A 15,330-nucleotide genomic window follows, 5' to 3' on the forward strand; every position below is an offset into this window, starting at 1 on the left:
AATATAAAAAATTTCCTGTTCTTTACTCTGCCGCCAGTCGACGAAAGATTAAGCTTTCCGTATAGTGGCGGCAATTTTTTGCATCCGGGAAATAATCAATGATCAGTCTGATTGCGGCGCTTGCGGTAGATCGCGTGATTGGTATGGAAAACGCCATGCCGTGGAACCTGCCTGCCGATCTCGCGTGGTTTAAACGTACAACGTTGAACAAGCCGGTAGTAATGGGTCGCCTGACCTGGGAGTCAATCGGGCGTCCATTGCCGGGCCGTAAAAACATCGTAATAAGCAGCCAGCCCGGCACGGATGAGCGTGTTGAGTGGGTAAAATCCATTGACGAAGCCATTGCTGCCTGCGGTGATGCCGAAGAGATAATGGTGATTGGTGGAGGCCGTGTGTACGAGCAATTTCTGCCGAAAGCGCAGAAATTATATCTGACACACATTGATGCTGAAGTGGAAGGGGATACGCATTTCCCTGACTACGATCCTGACGAGTGGGAATCCGTATTCAGTGAATTCCACGATGCGGATGCGCAAAATTCGCATAGCTACTGCTTTGAGATCCTTGAACGCCGCTAATGTTTTTCTGCACCTTTCCCGACGGGAGAGGTGCAGCTCTCTTCTACGACGCTACCGCTTCATTCTCGCCTAAATCCTGATGCCGGTTCGACGGCTGAACAAAGTACGCTTTATCTTCCCAGCGCAGACAGGTAAGTTCTCCACCCCAACAGCAGCCGGTATCCAGGCCGTAGATGCCCTCAGGCGTGCCTTTGCCCTCCAGCGATGCCCAGTGACCAAAGATCACGCTGTAATGATCCGTCACCGGTCCGGGGATCGCAAACCAGGGTTTAAGCGGGGTCGGCGCGTTTTCCGGCACATCCTTGCAGTACATGTCCAGCTGACCGTTCGGGAAGCAATAGCGCATACGGGTGAAGGCGTTGGAGATAAAACGCAGGCGCGCCACACCGCTGAGTTCCGTGCTCCAGTTGTTGGGCATGTCGCCATACATAGCATCAAGGAAGAAGGGATAAGAGTCGCTGGAGAGTACAGCTTCGACGTCACGTGCGCACTCTTTTGCCGTTTGCAGATCCCACTGCGGCGTAATCCCCGCATGCGCCATCACCAGCTGTTTCTCTTCATCGACCTGCAGCAACGGCTGGCGACGCAACCAGTTAATGAGCTCATCGGCGTCAGGCGCATCCAGCAGCGGGGTGATCCTGTCTTTCGGTTTATTACGGCTGATCCCGGCGTAGACCGCCAGCAGATGCAGATCGTGATTGCCAAGGACGAGCCGCACGCTGTCACCCAGCGACTTCACATAACGCAGCACTTCCAGCGAGCCAGGGCCACGCGCAACGAGATCGCCGGTAAGCCACAGCGTGTCCGTACCCGGGGTAAAATCCACCTGCTTTAACAACGCGATCAGTTCATCGTAGCAACCATGAACATCGCCAATGAGATATGTAGACATGTTTAGTGAATGAGTGTTGGAACAGCCAGACGGAAAACAGGAATGGCAATGCGGAATGCATTGCCGTCGGCATCGACCATTTCATAATGGCCCTGCATGGTACCCAGCGGCGTTTCGATCACCGCGCCGCTGGTGTACTGATACTCTTCGCCGGGATCAATGTGCGGCTGTTCACCGACTACACCTTCGCCCTGCACTTCAATTTCACGACCGTTGCCGTTGGTGATAAGCCAGTAGCGACCGAGCAGCTGCACAGGCATCCGCCCCAGGTTGCGAATGGTTACAGTGTAAGCAAAGACAAAGCGCTCTTCATCCGGGGTGGACTGGGACTCAATATAGATGCTTTGTACATGAACACATACGCGGGGCGAATCAATCATGGCTTAGCTCTCCTTCGGCGGCGCATTTTCACTGATGTAATTAGCCAGCTTGCAGTACTGTTCTACCGAGATGTTCTCCGCACGCATTGCCGGGTCGATACCCAACTGAGCTAACACTTCAACAGTAAACAGGTTGCCAAGGCTGTTACGAATCGTTTTACGGCGCTGGTTAAAGGCTTCTGTAGTGATACGGCTCAGCACGCGCAATTCTTTAACCGGGTACGGCTTCGTTTTGTGAGGCACAAGACGCACAACCGCAGAATCCACTTTTGGCGGCGGCGTGAAGGCAGATGGCGGCACTTCGAGAACCGGGATCACGTTGCAGAAGTATTGCGCCATCACGCTTAAACGACCATACGCTTTACTGTTTGGCCCTGCAACCAGTCGGTTGACGACCTCTTTTTGCAACATGAAGTGCATGTCAGCAATGGCATCAGTATAGCTAAACAGATGGAACATCAGCGGGGTGGAGATGTTGTACGGCAGGTTGCCGAACACGCGCAGCGGTTGACCAAGCTTCTCGGAAAGTTCACCGAAGTTCATGGTCATGGCATCCTGCTGATAAATCGTCAGTTTCGGCCCGAGGAACGGATGCGTCTGGAGACGTGCCGCCAGATCGCGGTCCAGTTCGATGACGGTCAGTTCATCCAGACGCTCGCCAACCGGCTCGGTCAGGGCGGCAAGACCCGGCCCGATCTCAACCATCGCCTGGCCTTTTTGTGGATTGATAGCCGAAACAATACTTTCGATCACGAACTGATCGTTGAGGAAGTTTTGCCCGAAACGTTTACGGGCTAAATGGCCCTGGTGGACGCGAGTATTCATTGAGTATTAACAATCATTTTGATGGCGAGATTAAGCGCCGTAATAAAACTGCCGACATCTGCTTTCCCCTGGCCCGCTAAATCAAGCGCAGTACCATGGTCAACAGAAGTGCGAATAAAGGGTAAACCGAGGGTGATGTTCACGCCGCGGCCAAATCCCTGGTATTTTAGCACGGGAAGGCCCTGATCGTGGTACATCGCCAGCACGGCATCTGCATGATCGAGATATTTTGGTTGAAAGAGAGTATCCGCAGGCAGCGGCCCGCTGAGATTCATCCCCTGGGCCCGCATCTCATCCAGCACCGGAATGATGGTGTCGATCTCTTCCGTTCCCATGTGGCCGCCTTCGCCCGCGTGCGGATTCAGGCCACACACCAGCACGTGCGGATCGGCAATACCGAATTTAGTGCGTAAGTCATGGTGCAGGATGGCAATCACATCGCGCAGCAGATCCGGCGTAATGGCCTCGGAAACCGCTTTGATCGGCAGATGGGTGGTAGCCAGCGCAACGCGCAGCTCCTCGGTTGCCAGCATCATTACTACTTTTTCGCTGTGGGAACGCTCTTCAAAAAACTCGGTATGGCCGGTAAAGACCACGCCGGCATCGTTGATCGCCCCTTTATGCACCGGTCCGGTGATCAGTGCTGCAAATTCTCCGCTCAGGCAGCCATCACAGGCCCGCGCCAGGGTTGCCACTACATAATGGCCGTTTTCGGTACTCAGTTGACCGGGGACAACGGGCGTGCGCAGTGGAACAGGCATCAGCGTCAGGGTGCCCGCTTGCTGGGGAAGGGGAGTATTTTCTGCCTGATAGGGCAGCAGCGTGAGCGGCAGGTTGAGCAGCTTCGCCCGCGCTTCAAGCACGCTGGCGTCGGCGCAGATCACCAGCTCGACAGGCCAGCTGCGCTGGGCAAGCTGGACGACCAGATCGGGACCAATCCCGGCAGGTTCGCCGGGAGTGATGACAACACGATGTTGTTTCATTAGTTGCTCAGAACTTTGACGTAAGCGCTGGCGCGTTGTTCCTGCATCCAGGTTGCCGCTTCTTCCGAGAACTTACGGTTGAACAGCATGCGGTATGCGCGGTCTTTCTGTGCCGCATCGGTTTTATCTACGTTACGGGTGTCCAGCAGCTCAATCAGGTGCCAGCCGAAGGTAGAGTGAACCGGTTCGCTCAGCTGACCTTTGTTCATGCGCATCAGCGCATCGCGGAAGGCCGGATCGTAAATATCCGCTGCCGCCCAGCCCAGATCGCCGCCCTGATTCGCTGAACCAGGATCCTGAGAGAACTCTTTCGCGGCGTTGGCGAAGGAGGTTTTACCGCTGCGGATATCGGCGGCAATCTGCTGCAGTTTCGCCCGCGCCTGATCGTCATTCATCAGAGGGGAAGGTTTCAGCAGAATGTGGCGAGCATGCACTTCGGTGACGGAAATGCTCTGGCTCTGGCCGCGCAGATCGTTCACTTTCAGAATATGGAAGCCAACGCCGGAACGGATTGGACCCACAATATCGCCTTTCTTCGCGGTGCTCAGCGCCTGGGCGAAGATAGAAGGCAGCTCCTGAATACGACCCCAGCCCATCTGGCCACCTTTCAGCGCCTGCTGGTCAGCCGAATAGGTAATAGCCAGTTTACCGAAATCGCCGCCATTACGCGCCTGATCGACGATAGAACGCGCCTGGCTTTCCGCCTCAGCCACCTGGTCAGATGATGGGTTTTCTGAAAGTGGGATCAGGATGTGGCTCAGGTTCAGTTCAGTGCTGGCATCATTCTGATTGCCTACCTGTTTTGCCAGCGAGTCCACTTCCTGTGGCAGGATAGTTACGCGACGACGCACTTCGTTGTTACGCACTTCTGAAATCAGCATCTCTTTACGGATCTGATTACGGTAGGTCGAATAGCTGATGCCATCGTAGGCCAGACGGCTGCGCATCTGGTCAGCTGACATGTTGTTTTGCTTCGCAATGTTAGCGATAGCCTGATCGAGCTGCTCATCAGAGATCTTCACACCCATCTTCTGACCCATCTGCAGAACGATCTGATCCATGATCAGACGTTCAAGGATCTGATGACGCAGGGTGGAATCATCCGGAAGTTGCTGACCTGCCTGACCCGCGTTGAGCTTCACAGACTGCATTAAACCATCAACGTCGCTCTCAAGTACCACACCGTTGTTCACAACGGCAGCGACTTTGTCGACAACCTGTGGGGCCGCGAAACTGGTATTCGCAACCATAGCGATACCGAGCAGCAGCGTTTTCCAGTTCTTCATACTTTTTCCATATCAATTAACCGCAATGCGGATTACGTTGTAAATCAATTACATCACAAGGAACTACGGTACGGCAGAATCGGTGAGCGCAGCATCTGCTGCGTACCCAGACCGTAGTTGGAACTCAGACCACGCAATTCGATGTTAAAGCCGATGACGTTATCGTATTCACTCTGACCTTTGTCAGGATCCCAGCCATTCAGCTTACGCTCGTAACCGACACGGATCGCGTAACAGCATGAGCTGTATTGCAGCCCCAGCATCTGATCGGCCGCCTTACTCTGATTGGTATCAAAGTAGTACGCCCCGACGAGCGACCAGCGATCGGCGATCGGCCAGCTTGCTGTACCGCCCACCTGCGAAATACCCTCTTTGGTCTGTTCGGACGTAGCAAAGTTAGGCAGTGTCGCCTGGATATACTCCGGGCTGGCGTAACGGTAACTCAGCTGCACCAGCCGGTCTTCATCACGGCGATACTCAATGGTGGCACTGCTGGTGGCAATGTTATCCAGACGCGTATCGTACTGCACACCGCCACGCAGACCCCAGCGATCGGTCATGCGCCAGTAGGTGTCACCCGCCCAGACCAGGGAACCCGTTTTGTTGTTTTTCTCCCAGTTGATGTTGTCATCGCCTGTACGCGATTCTGTGAAGTAGTAGATTTGACCCACAGAAGCATTAAAACGTTCAACGGAAGCATCATCATAAACGCGGGTTGTGACGCCGGTCGTGACCTGGTTGGCCGAGGCAATACGGTCCAGACCGCCATAGGTGCGGTCGCGGAACAGACCGCTATAGTCGGATTGCAGGAATGAAGAGTCGTAGTTATTGATTTTACTCTGATCGCGATACGGCACGTACAGATATTGCGCGCGCGGCTCCAGCGTCTGGGTGTAACCCTCACTCCAGTTCATGTCGCGCTCTAAGACCAGCTTGCCGTCCATTTTAAACTGCGGCAGCGTACGGTTAACGGACTCTTCCAGATGGGTGCCGTTATTGGCGTTGTACGTTTCCAGATTGTCCTGTTGATAGTGGGTCGCCATCAGCTTGACTTCAGTATCCAGGCTGGCCCAGTCGTTCGACACCGGCAGGTTGATCGTCGGCTCAAGGTGGATACGGGTAGCTTCAGGCATATCGGAGTTGGTATTCACGAAATGCACGGCCTGGCCGTAAACGCGGGTATCAAACGGACCGACATCGTTCTGGTACCAGTTGACGTCCAGCTGCGGTTGCGCACCATAGGTACTGGCGTTCTGGCTGCTGAAGACCTGGAACTGGCGGGTGGACACCGTGGCGTCAAAGTTTTTAACGGCATAGCCTGCGCTGAAGATCTGCGTGGCGTAGCCGTCGGTGCTGGAGCCGTATTTTGACGTGAAGTCGTTGAAATAGTTCGGATCGCTGACTTTGGTGTAGTTAACGTTAAAACGCCAGACCTGATCCATCACCCCGCCATGTTGCCAGTAGTACAACCAGCGGTGGCGATCGCCCTCGGTGGGATGCTCATCTTCATAGACTTTGTCCGATGGCAGATAGTCCAGCTCCATCAGGCCTGAGCCCGCTTGCGTCAAATAACGGAACTCGTTTTCCCACATGATATTGCCGCGCTTATGGATATAGTGCGGCGTAATCGTGGCGTCCATATTGGGCGCGATGTTCCAGTAATACGGCAGGTAGAATTCGAAATAGTTGGAGGTACTGTACTGAGCGTTCGGGATCAGGAAGCCCGAACGACGTTTATCACCGACGGGCAGTTGCAGATACGGGCTATAGAAGACCGGTACCGGGCCGAGCTTAAAGCGGGCGTTCCAGATCTCCGCAACCTGCTCTTCGCGGTCGTGGATCACTTCGCTGCCGACCACGCTCCAGGTATCAGATCCCGGCAGACAGGAGGTAAAAGTCCCGTTCTCCAGAATGGTATAACGGTTTTCACCGCGCTGTTTCATCAGGTCGGCTTTACCGCGCCCCTGACGGCCCACCATCTGGTAATCACCTTCCCAGACGTTGGTATCTTTAGTGTTCAGGTTCGACCAGGCTTTCGGACCTTTCAGGATGACCTGATTATCGTCATAGTGCACATTACCCAGTGCATCCACTGTTCGTACCGGTTCTGCCGCGCCTTCTGGCTGTTTCTGGTGCAACTGCACTTCATCAGCCAGCAAACGGCTGTTGCCCTGGTTAATATCCACATTGCCGGTAAACACGGCGTCGTCAGGATAATTCCCTTTCGCATTGTCAGCAGTGATGGTGACCGGTAGCGTGTTCGTATCACCCTGAACCAGCGGGCGATCGTAGCTGGGAACACCCAGCAGACATTGCGAGGCGAGATCGGCTGCCATACCCTGTTGGCTGTACAGGGCAGTAGCTATCATCGTGGCCAGGAGGGTGGGGATACGTTTTTTCATACGTTTTATTTATTGTTCCGTCATCAGTGGCTTATCGCTGGCAAACGGTCAGAGACTATCTTACTCATCATCACAGTGCCAGCGTTAATCCTGCCCGTAAACAAGCCGTGGTGATAGGCTCGTTATTGAATGACGAGTATGATAATGCAAATTATAGGCGATGTCCTTCAATTGACCGTGGCCAGGCCACCGGAATGATGGCGTTCGCGGGATCAAATACATCACCATTTGGGGAGTATATGCAGTATTGGGGAAAAATTATCGGCGTGGCGTTCGCTTTACTGATGGGCGCGGGCTTCTGGGGTATCGTTCTGGGGCTGATTATCGGCCATATGTTTGATAAAGCTCGAAGTCGTAAGATGGCCTGGTTTGCCAACCAGCGTGAGCGTCAGGCGCTTTTTTTTGCCACGACCTTTGAGGTGATGGGCCATCTGACCAAATCGAAAGGACGGGTGACCGAGGCCGACATCCATATCGCCAGCCAGTTTATGGATCGTATGAATCTGCACGGCGACTCCCGGGCGGCGGCGCAGCATGCATTTCGCATCGGCAAGGCGGATAACTATCCCCTGCGCGAAAAAATGCGCCAGTTCCGCAGCATCTGCTTCGGGCGCTTCGACTTAATTCGGATGTTTCTGGAGATTCAGATCCAGGCGGCGTTTGCCGATGGATCGCTCCACCCGAACGAGCGTGCGGTGCTGTACGTGATTGCCGAAGAGCTGGGGATTTCCCGCACCCAGTTCGATCAGTTTCTGCGCATGATGCAGGGCGGCGCGCAGTTTGGCGACGGCTATCAGCAACAGCAGGCGGGCGGTGGCGGCTGGCAGCAGGCGCAGCGTGGCCCTACTCTGGAAGATGCCTGTAACGTGCTGGGCGTGAAGCCGACCGATGAGCCTACGACCATTAAGCGCGCCTATCGCAAACTGATGAGCGAACATCATCCGGATAAGCTGGTGGCAAAAGGGTTACCGCCGGAGATGATGGAGATGGCGAAGCAAAAAGCGCAGGAAATTCAAAAAGCTTACGAGCTCATTAAAGAGCAGAAGGGCTTCAAGTAAGAGGATTGCCCGGCAAGCGAAGCGCCGCCGGGCAACAGGTCAAAAGTCCGCCGGGGCCTTAAAGGTCATCGGCGTGCCATATTCCGGATGGGTGATGGTCAACATCTCCGCATGCAGCTGCAGACGCGGCGCCATGGCCCGGGCTTCTGGCGTGGCGTAAAAGCGGTCACCCAGAATCGGGTGACCCAACGCCAGCATATGCACACGCAGCTGATGCGAGCGGCCGGTAATCGGTTTTAACAGCACGCGGGCGCTATTATCCGCCGCGTATTCCAGCACTTCATACTCGGTTTGCGCCGCTTTGCCGGTCTCGTAGCAGACCTTCTGCATCGGGCGATTCGGCCAGTCGCAGATCAGCGGCAGGTCAACCAGCCCTTCCGCCGGTTGTGGATGTCCCCAGACGCGCGCAAGGTACTGCTTTTTCGGCTCGCGCTCACGAAACTGACGCTTCAGTTCACGCTCTGCCGCCTTGGTCAGCGCGACCACAATCACACCGCTGGTCGCCATGTCCAGACGATGAACCGACTCCGCCTGCGGATGATCGCGCTGAACGCGCGTCATCACGCTGTCTTTGTGCTCATCCAGCCTGCCCGGCACGGACAACAAGCCGCTCGGCTTGTTGACCACCATGATATGTTCATCCTGATACAGAATGACCAGCCACGGATCCTGCGGCGGATTGTAGGGTTCCATCAACATATTGCGCTCCGCTTACTGATGCGTCACGACGATGAGACGCAGCGCATCCAGACGCCATCCCGCCTGATTCAGGCTTTCGAGCACCTGCTGACGATTGCTCTCAATCGCCGCCAGTTCATCGTCACGAATGTTCGGGTTCACCGCACGTAGGGCTTCCAGACGCGACAGCTCTGCCGACAGTTTTTCATCCGCTTCGCTGCGCGCCGCGTCAATCAGTGCGCGCGCCGCTTTCTCAATTTGAGGTTCACCCTGCTGCAGAATGGTATATACGTCCTGCTGCACCGCGTTCACCAGCTTGCTGCCGGTGTGGCGATTCACCGCACTCAGCTGACGGTTAAAGCTCTCAAATTCCACCTGCGCCGCCAGGTTGGTGCCGTTTTTATCCAGCAGCAGACGCACCGGCGTGGCAGGCAGGAAACGGCTAAGTTGCAGCTGTTTCGGTGCCTGGGCTTCAACCACGTAGATGAGCTCCAGCAGCAGTGTACCCACCGGCAGCGCCTTGTTCTTCAGCAGCGAAATGGTGCTGCTGCCGGTATCGCCGGAGAGGATCAGATCCAGACCATTGCGGATCAGCGGGTGCTCCCAGGTGATGAACTGCGCGTCTTCACGGGACAGCGCCACATCACGCTCAAAGGTGATGGTGCAGCCATCTTCCGGCAGGCCCGGGAAGTCCGGGACCAGCATATGATCGGACGGCGTCAGCACAATCATGTTTTCGCCGCGATCGTCCTGGTTGATACCGACGATATCAAACAGGTTCATGGCGAAGCTGATCAGGCTGGTATCGTCATCCTGCTCTTCGATGCTCTCTGCCAGCGCCTGGGCCTTTTCGCCGCCGTTGGAGTGGATCTCCAGCAGACGGTCACGGCCCTGCTCCAGCTGCGCTTTCAGCGCTTCGTGCTGTTCGCGACAGGTTTTGATCAAATCATCGAAGCCATCGGTGTTTTCCGGCGTCGCCAGGTAGCCTGTCAGCTCGCTATGTACGTTGTCGTAAATGGTACGACCGGTCGGGCAGGTATGTTCAAACGCATCCAGCCCTTCATGGAACCAGCGCACCAGCACGGACTGGGCGGTTTTTTCCAGATACGGAACGTGGATCTGAATGTCGTGCGCCTGGCCAATACGATCCAGACGGCCGATACGCTGCTCAAGCAGATCCGGGTTGAAGGGCAGATCGAACATCACCAGACGGCTGGCGAACTGGAAGTTACGCCCTTCGGAGCCGATTTCGGAACACAGCAGTACCTGTGCGCCGCTGTCCTCTTCTGAGAACCACGCCGCCGCGCGGTCGCGTTCGATAATCGACATGCCTTCGTGGAACACCGCCGCGCGGATGCCTTCACGCTCGCGCAGAACCTGTTCGAGCTGCAGGGCGGTGGTCGCTTTGGCGCAGATCACCAGCACCTTTTGCGAGCGGTTGGCCGTCAGGTAGCCCATCAGCCACTCAACGCGCGGGTCGAAGTTCCACCAGGTGCCGCTGTCGCCTTCAAACTCCTGGTAAATTTGTTCCGGGTAGAGCATATCCCGGGCACGTTCTTCCGCCGTTTTACGCGCACCCATGATGCCGGAGACCTTAATGGCGGTCTGGTATTGGGTCGGCAGCGGCAGACGGATAGTGTGCAGTTCACGTTTCGGGAAGCCTTTCACCCCGTTACGGGTGTTACGGAACAGGACGCGACTGGTACCGTGGCGGTCCATGAGCATGGAAACCAGCTCCTGACGCGCGGCATCGGCACCTTCACGATCGCTATTAGCGGCCTGCAGCAACGGCTCGATATCCTGTTCGCCAATCAGATCGCTCAGGGTATTGAGCTCCTCATTGGAGAGATGTTTGCCCGCCAGCAGCAGGGCTACGGCATCCGCGACCGGGCGGTAATTTTTCTGCTCTTCGACAAACAGCTCAAAGTCGTGGAAGCGGTTTGGATCCAGCAGGCGCAGACGCGCAAAGTGGCTCTCCAGACCCAGCTGTTCCGGCGTTGCGGTCAGCAGCAACACGCCCGGCACGCGCTCGGCCAGTTGTTCAATCGCCATATACTCACGGCTTGGCGCATCGAGGCTCCACACCAGGTGATGCGCTTCATCGACCACCATGATGTCCCATTCGGCATCACACAGGTGCTCGAGACGCTGCTTGCTGCGGCGGACAAAGTCCAGGGAGCAAATCACCAGCTGTTCGGTTTCAAACGGGTTATCGGCGTCATGCTGGGCTTCGGCGTAGCGTTCATCGTCAAAGAGGGAGAAGCGCAGGTTGAAGCGACGCAGCATCTCCACCAGCCACTGGTGTTGCAGGGTTTCTGGCACCACGATCAGCACGCGCTCGGCCGCGCCGGAGAGCAGTTGCTGATGCAAAATCATCCCTGCTTCGATGGTTTTACCTAAACCGACCTCATCGGCCAGCAGGACACGCGGCGCATGGCGGCGACCAACATCATGGGCAATATTTAACTGGTGGGGGATCAGGCTGGTACGCTGACCGCGCAGGCCGCTCCACGGCATGCGGTACTGTTCGCTCTGGAACTTACGGGCGCGGTAGCGCAGCGAGAAGCGATCCATACGATCAATCTGACCGGCGAACAGGCGATCCTGCGGCTTACTGAACACCAGTTTGCTGTCGAGCAGCACTTCGCGCAGCATCACACCGGTCTCGTCGGTATCGAGGCGAGTACCGATGTAGGCGAGCAGTCCATTCTCTTCTTTTACGTCTTCAATCTTCAGCTGCCAGCCTTCATGGCTGGTAACGGTGTCGCCCGGGTTGAACATCACGCGGGTAACAGGGGAATCATTGCGAGCATACAGACGGTTTTCACCGGTGGCGGGGAAGAGGAGAGTGACCATACGCGCATCCAGCGCCACTACCGTTCCTAATCCAAGTTCGCTTTCTGTGTCGCTGATCCAGCGTTGACCAAGTGTAAAAGGCATATTTGTTCGGCTCTAATCTTTAATTGCAGGCAATAGTTCAACCACCGATCAGAAATGACGGTAATCGAATAATGGGTCCGGGAATGGAAAGGGCGCTATGGTACTGGATGGCAGCGATTTCGTCACCTGTCAAAATAGCCCCAACTGACCTGTCATCAGTGTAGCAAAGTCGTCGTCCATAAAGGGCAATATTCCATCCGCGACGGGCTGTAGCTGGCGGCTGAGGTAGTGTTCATAGTCAAGAGGAGAGCGCTGATAATCCACCGGCTCCGGGCCGCTGGTGGTCCAGACGTACCTGATGGTGCCACGATTCTGATACTGCGGTGCCCGCCCGAGACGGACGTTCTCCTCATCGGCAAGCCGGGCGGCGCGAACGTGTGGCGGCACGTTGCGCTGATACTCCGCCAGCGGGCGGCGCAGGCGTTTGCGGTAGACCAGCTGGTCATCCAGTTCACCCGCCATCAGGCTGGCAATGGTCTCTCGCACAAACTCCTGATAGGGCTCGCGGCGGAAGATTTTCAGATACAGCGCCTGCTGGAAGTGCTGCGCCAGCGGGGTCCAGTCGGTGCGTACGGTCTCCAGCCCTTTAAATACCATCCGCTGTTTGTCCCCCTCCTGGATAAGCCCGGCGTAGCGCTTTTTGCTGCCCTGGTCGGTGCCGCGGATAGTGGGCATTAAGAAGCGGCAGAAGTGGTTCTCATACTCCAGCTCCAGGGCGCTGGTTAAGCCAGCCTGCTGCAGATGGGCCCGCCACCAGTCGTTAACGTACGTCACCAGTGTCTGGCCGATAGCGGCCGCTTCCGCTTCGCTACGGGCGCCCTTAAGCCAGACGAAGGTCGAGTCAGTATCGCCATAAATCACGTCATAGCCCTGAGATTCGATCAGCACTTTGGTCTGGCGCATGATTTCGTGGCCCCGCATGGTAATTGACGAGGCCAGACGCGGGTCGAAGAAACGGCAGGCGCTGGTGCCGAGCACGCCGTAGAAGGCGTTCATGATAATTTTCAGTGCCTGAGAGAGGGGTTTGTTGCCGTGACGTTTGGCGTCTTCGCGCCCGTGCCAGATTTGGCTGACAATCTCCGGCAGGCAGTGTTTTTCCCGGGAGAAACGCGCCCCGAGGAAGCCTTCGGTGCTGTGCTGTTCATCCGGCTGGGCCAGGCCTTCCACCAGCCCGACCGGATCGATAAGGAAGGTGCGGATGATCGACGGATAGAGGCTTTTATAATCCAGCACCAGTACCGAGTCGTACAGGCCGGGCCGGGAGTCCATCACATAGCCGCCGGGGCTGGCCTGGGGCGGCACGTCACCGAGATTCGGGGCCACATAACCCGCCCGGTGCATACGCGGAAAATAGAGATGACTGAAGGCCGCTACGGAACCGCCGTGCCGGTCGACCGCCAGACCATTGACCGTGGCGCGCTCCAGCAGGAACGGCATGATGTCGGTTTTATGAAAAATGCGCGTCACCAGCTCGCAATCTTTTAGGTTATAGGTGGCCAGGGCCGGTTTATCTTCGGCGAACCGGCGGTCAATTTCGTCCATCCTGTCCCAGGGGTTGTCGATGGACTTGCCTTCACCGAGCAACTCCTGCGACACCGATTCCAGCGAAAACGATGAGAAACTCCAGAACGCCGATTTTAACGCTTCGATGCCGTCGATAATCAGGCGCCCGTTCGCCTGGGCAAAGAAGACGCCGTTTTTAAAGCCGTGCTCGCGCCACTCCAGCTCGCTGTTACCGCGCCCGAGCAACAGCGGAATGCGGTAGCGTTCGGCGTGCTTTTGCAGCACCCGCAGGTCGAACTGCACCACGTTCCAGCCGATAATGACGTCCGGGTCGTGCCGGGCAAACCAGGCGTTCAGTTTCTCGAGCAGCTGCGGACGGCTGTTCACGTAGATAAGCTCAAAATCGAGTCCGGACGCATCGCCGTTTGCCGGGCCGAGCATGTAGACCACCCGCTGGCCGCAGCCTTCAATCCCGATGCAGTACAGCTCGCCATGGCGGGTAGTTTCAATATCCACCGACGCCCATTTCAGCGGCGGTCGATAGTGCGGGTTGGGTTTAAGGCGAGCATTGATCAGCCGATCGCCCCGGGGCGTCCCGTCCACCCAGACCGGGGCGGTGATAAAGCGCTCCATCAGAAAGCGTTCCGGGGGGCGGACATCGGCTTCGTACAAAGTCACGTCCGCTTCACGCAGCAGTTTTTCATAGCGCATCAGCTGGCGATGGGCGCGGCAGTAGAGGCCGTAGACCGGGCGACGCTGGAAATCTTTCAGTTCAAGGGGGGCCAGCCGCCAGCCGTTCTCACCGCGCAGAAGCTGTTTGGTTTTTTCGACGTCAGGCTCAGGAATAAAGGCCACGGATTCCTGCGGCGGCAGGGTGATGTGCAGCGGGCCCTTGTCGGTCGCCAGCCAGAACTCCACTTCGGTGCCCTGGGGGGTATCCCGCCAGTGTCGGGTCAGTAAAAAGCCTTCTTGCGCCTGCGCCACGCTGTTGTCTCATAAAACAAAACCAGGCGTGAGTATAGCCTGGTTGTGGGTGTTTTGCTGGGGTTTTATACAGTGTGCTTTTGCCGAATGGCGCTGCGCTTATCTGGCCACCGGGCGGCTTTTACTGCCCGTAATACGCCTTCGCACCATGCTTGCGCAGATAATGTTTGTCCAGCAGGGTCTGCTGCATATCCGGCAGCTGTGGCGCCAGCTGGCGGCAGAAGATGCCCATATAGGCCACCTCTTCCAGCACAATGGCGTTATGTACCGCATCTTCAGCGTTTTTGCCCCACGCGAACGGGCCGTGGGAGTGAACCAGTACCCCTGGCATCTGCGCCGCGTCGATCCCCTGTTTCTCAAAGGTTTCGACGATCACGTTACCGGTTTCCCACTCGTACTCGCCGTTGATTTCGGCATCGGTCATCTTGCGGGTGCAGGGGATGGTGCCATAGAAATAGTCAGCGTGAGTGGTGCCGGTCGCCGGGATGGGCTGTCCGGCCTGCGCCCAGATGGTCGCGTGGCGGGAGTGAGTGTGGACGATGCCGCCAATCGACGGGAAAGCCTGATACAGCAGACGGTGGGTCGGCGTATCGGAGGAGGGCTTTTTCGTTCCTTCCACCACTTCGCCGGTGGCGATGCTGACCACTACCATATCGTCGGCGGTCATCACCCGGTAGTCGACGCCGGACGGTTTAATGACGAATACGCCAGCTTCGCGGTCGACCGCGCTGACGTTGCCCCAGGTCAGGGTGACGAGATTATGTTCCGGCAGGGCCAGGTTAGCTTCGAGTACCTGACGTTTAAGATCTTCCAGCATGTAT

At 56.6% G+C, this 15,330-nt stretch carries 12 protein-coding genes; 2 read left to right on the forward strand and 10 right to left on the reverse strand.

Annotated elements, in window-relative coordinates:
- The first annotated feature begins 98 nt into the window (after positions 1–98).
- The gene (gene folA, locus ES815_RS13265) at positions 99–578 is read left to right on the forward strand and encodes a type 3 dihydrofolate reductase (protein WP_039030411.1); all 480 of its coding nucleotides are present in this window, start codon (positions 99–101) and stop codon (positions 576–578) included.
- A 43-nt stretch (positions 579–621) separates the two neighbouring features.
- Here the strand turns inward: folA and apaH are convergent, their stop codons facing one another.
- Genes apaH through lptD form a run of 6 tightly spaced genes read right to left on the reverse strand, consistent with a single transcriptional unit; the run spans position 622 to position 7,346 of the window.
- A complete protein-coding gene (gene apaH / locus ES815_RS13270; RefSeq protein WP_142488197.1) occupies positions 622–1,470 on the reverse strand; it encodes a bis(5'-nucleosyl)-tetraphosphatase (symmetrical) ApaH in 849 nt (282 codons plus the stop codon).
- Positions 1,471–1,472: 2 nt separating this feature from the next.
- Positions 1,473–1,850 carry a Co2+/Mg2+ efflux protein ApaG gene (apaG, locus tag ES815_RS13275; protein WP_142488198.1) on the reverse strand — a complete coding sequence of 126 codons (378 nt, stop codon included), beginning with the start codon at positions 1,848–1,850 and terminating at the stop codon, positions 1,473–1,475.
- A 3-nt stretch (positions 1,851–1,853) separates the two neighbouring features.
- A complete protein-coding gene (gene rsmA / locus ES815_RS13280; RefSeq protein ID WP_142488199.1) occupies positions 1,854–2,675 on the reverse strand; it encodes a 16S rRNA (adenine(1518)-N(6)/adenine(1519)-N(6))-dimethyltransferase RsmA in 822 nt (273 codons plus the stop codon).
- Positions 2,672–3,658, reverse strand: a complete 987-nt coding sequence (gene pdxA / locus ES815_RS13285) for a 4-hydroxythreonine-4-phosphate dehydrogenase PdxA (protein ID WP_142488200.1) — start codon at positions 3,656–3,658, stop codon at positions 2,672–2,674. Before pdxA ends, rsmA begins: the two co-directional genes overlap by 4 nt.
- A complete protein-coding gene (gene surA, locus ES815_RS13290; RefSeq protein WP_142488201.1) occupies positions 3,658–4,944 on the reverse strand; it encodes a peptidylprolyl isomerase SurA in 1,287 nt (428 codons plus the stop codon). The genes pdxA and surA overlap by 1 nt, the downstream gene beginning before the upstream one ends.
- Positions 4,945–4,997: 53 nt before the next feature.
- The gene (gene lptD / locus ES815_RS13295; protein ID WP_142488202.1) at positions 4,998–7,346 is read right to left on the reverse strand and encodes an LPS assembly protein LptD; all 2,349 of its coding nucleotides are present in this window, start codon (positions 7,344–7,346) and stop codon (positions 4,998–5,000) included.
- A 239-nt stretch (positions 7,347–7,585) separates the two neighbouring features.
- On the opposite strand from lptD, the gene djlA reads away from it, so the two are divergent.
- On the forward strand, positions 7,586–8,404 hold the full coding sequence (djlA, locus tag ES815_RS13300) for a co-chaperone DjlA (RefSeq protein WP_142488203.1): 819 nt from the start codon (positions 7,586–7,588) through the stop codon (positions 8,402–8,404).
- A 39-nt stretch (positions 8,405–8,443) separates the two neighbouring features.
- Here djlA and rluA read toward each other — a convergent pair whose 3' ends face one another.
- From rluA to araD, 4 genes are all read right to left on the reverse strand, one after another.
- Entirely contained in the window at positions 8,444–9,103 is a 660-nt protein-coding gene (gene rluA / locus ES815_RS13305; protein ID WP_142488204.1) for a bifunctional tRNA pseudouridine(32) synthase/23S rRNA pseudouridine(746) synthase RluA, read from the reverse strand.
- A gap of 12 nt (positions 9,104–9,115) precedes the next feature.
- The gene (gene rapA, locus ES815_RS13310) at positions 9,116–12,022 is read right to left on the reverse strand and encodes an RNA polymerase-associated protein RapA (RefSeq protein WP_142488205.1); all 2,907 of its coding nucleotides are present in this window, start codon (positions 12,020–12,022) and stop codon (positions 9,116–9,118) included.
- A 129-nt stretch (positions 12,023–12,151) separates the two neighbouring features.
- Entirely contained in the window at positions 12,152–14,509 is a 2,358-nt protein-coding gene (gene polB, locus ES815_RS13315; protein ID WP_142488206.1) for a DNA polymerase II, read from the reverse strand.
- 121 nt (positions 14,510–14,630) lie between these two features.
- Positions 14,631–15,326 carry an L-ribulose-5-phosphate 4-epimerase gene (gene araD, locus ES815_RS13320; RefSeq protein WP_142488207.1) on the reverse strand — a complete coding sequence of 232 codons (696 nt, stop codon included), beginning with the start codon at positions 15,324–15,326 and terminating at the stop codon, positions 14,631–14,633.
- Positions 15,327–15,330 lie beyond the last annotated feature (4 nt).

The organism is Leclercia adecarboxylata, assembly GCF_006874705.1.
Lineage (GTDB): Bacteria > Pseudomonadota > Gammaproteobacteria > Enterobacterales > Enterobacteriaceae > Enterobacter > Enterobacter adecarboxylatus_C.

Excerpts from the sequence above, each read along its gene's own strand:
- rsmA (WP_142488199.1), bottom strand. The coding sequence starts at position 2,675 with ATGAATACTCGCGTCCACCAGGGCCATTTAGCCCGTAAACGTTTCGGG.
- rapA (WP_142488205.1), bottom strand. The coding sequence starts at position 12,022 with ATGCCTTTTACACTTGGTCAACGCTGGATCAGCGACACAGAAAGCGAA.
- apaG (WP_142488198.1), bottom strand. The coding sequence starts at position 1,850 with ATGATTGATTCGCCCCGCGTATGTGTTCATGTACAAAGCATCTATATT.
- folA (WP_039030411.1), top strand. The coding sequence starts at position 99 with ATGATCAGTCTGATTGCGGCGCTTGCGGTAGATCGCGTGATTGGTATG.
- pdxA (WP_142488200.1), bottom strand. The coding sequence starts at position 3,658 with ATGAAACAACATCGTGTTGTCATCACTCCCGGCGAACCTGCCGGGATT.
- djlA (WP_142488203.1), top strand. The coding sequence starts at position 7,586 with ATGCAGTATTGGGGAAAAATTATCGGCGTGGCGTTCGCTTTACTGATG.
- surA (WP_142488201.1), bottom strand. The coding sequence starts at position 4,944 with ATGAAGAACTGGAAAACGCTGCTGCTCGGTATCGCTATGGTTGCGAAT.
- araD (WP_142488207.1), bottom strand. The coding sequence starts at position 15,326 with ATGCTGGAAGATCTTAAACGTCAGGTACTCGAAGCTAACCTGGCCCTG.
- rluA (WP_142488204.1), bottom strand. The coding sequence starts at position 9,103 with ATGTTGATGGAACCCTACAATCCGCCGCAGGATCCGTGGCTGGTCATT.
- apaH (WP_142488197.1), bottom strand. The coding sequence starts at position 1,470 with ATGTCTACATATCTCATTGGCGATGTTCATGGTTGCTACGATGAACTG.
- lptD (WP_142488202.1), bottom strand. The coding sequence starts at position 7,346 with ATGAAAAAACGTATCCCCACCCTCCTGGCCACGATGATAGCTACTGCC.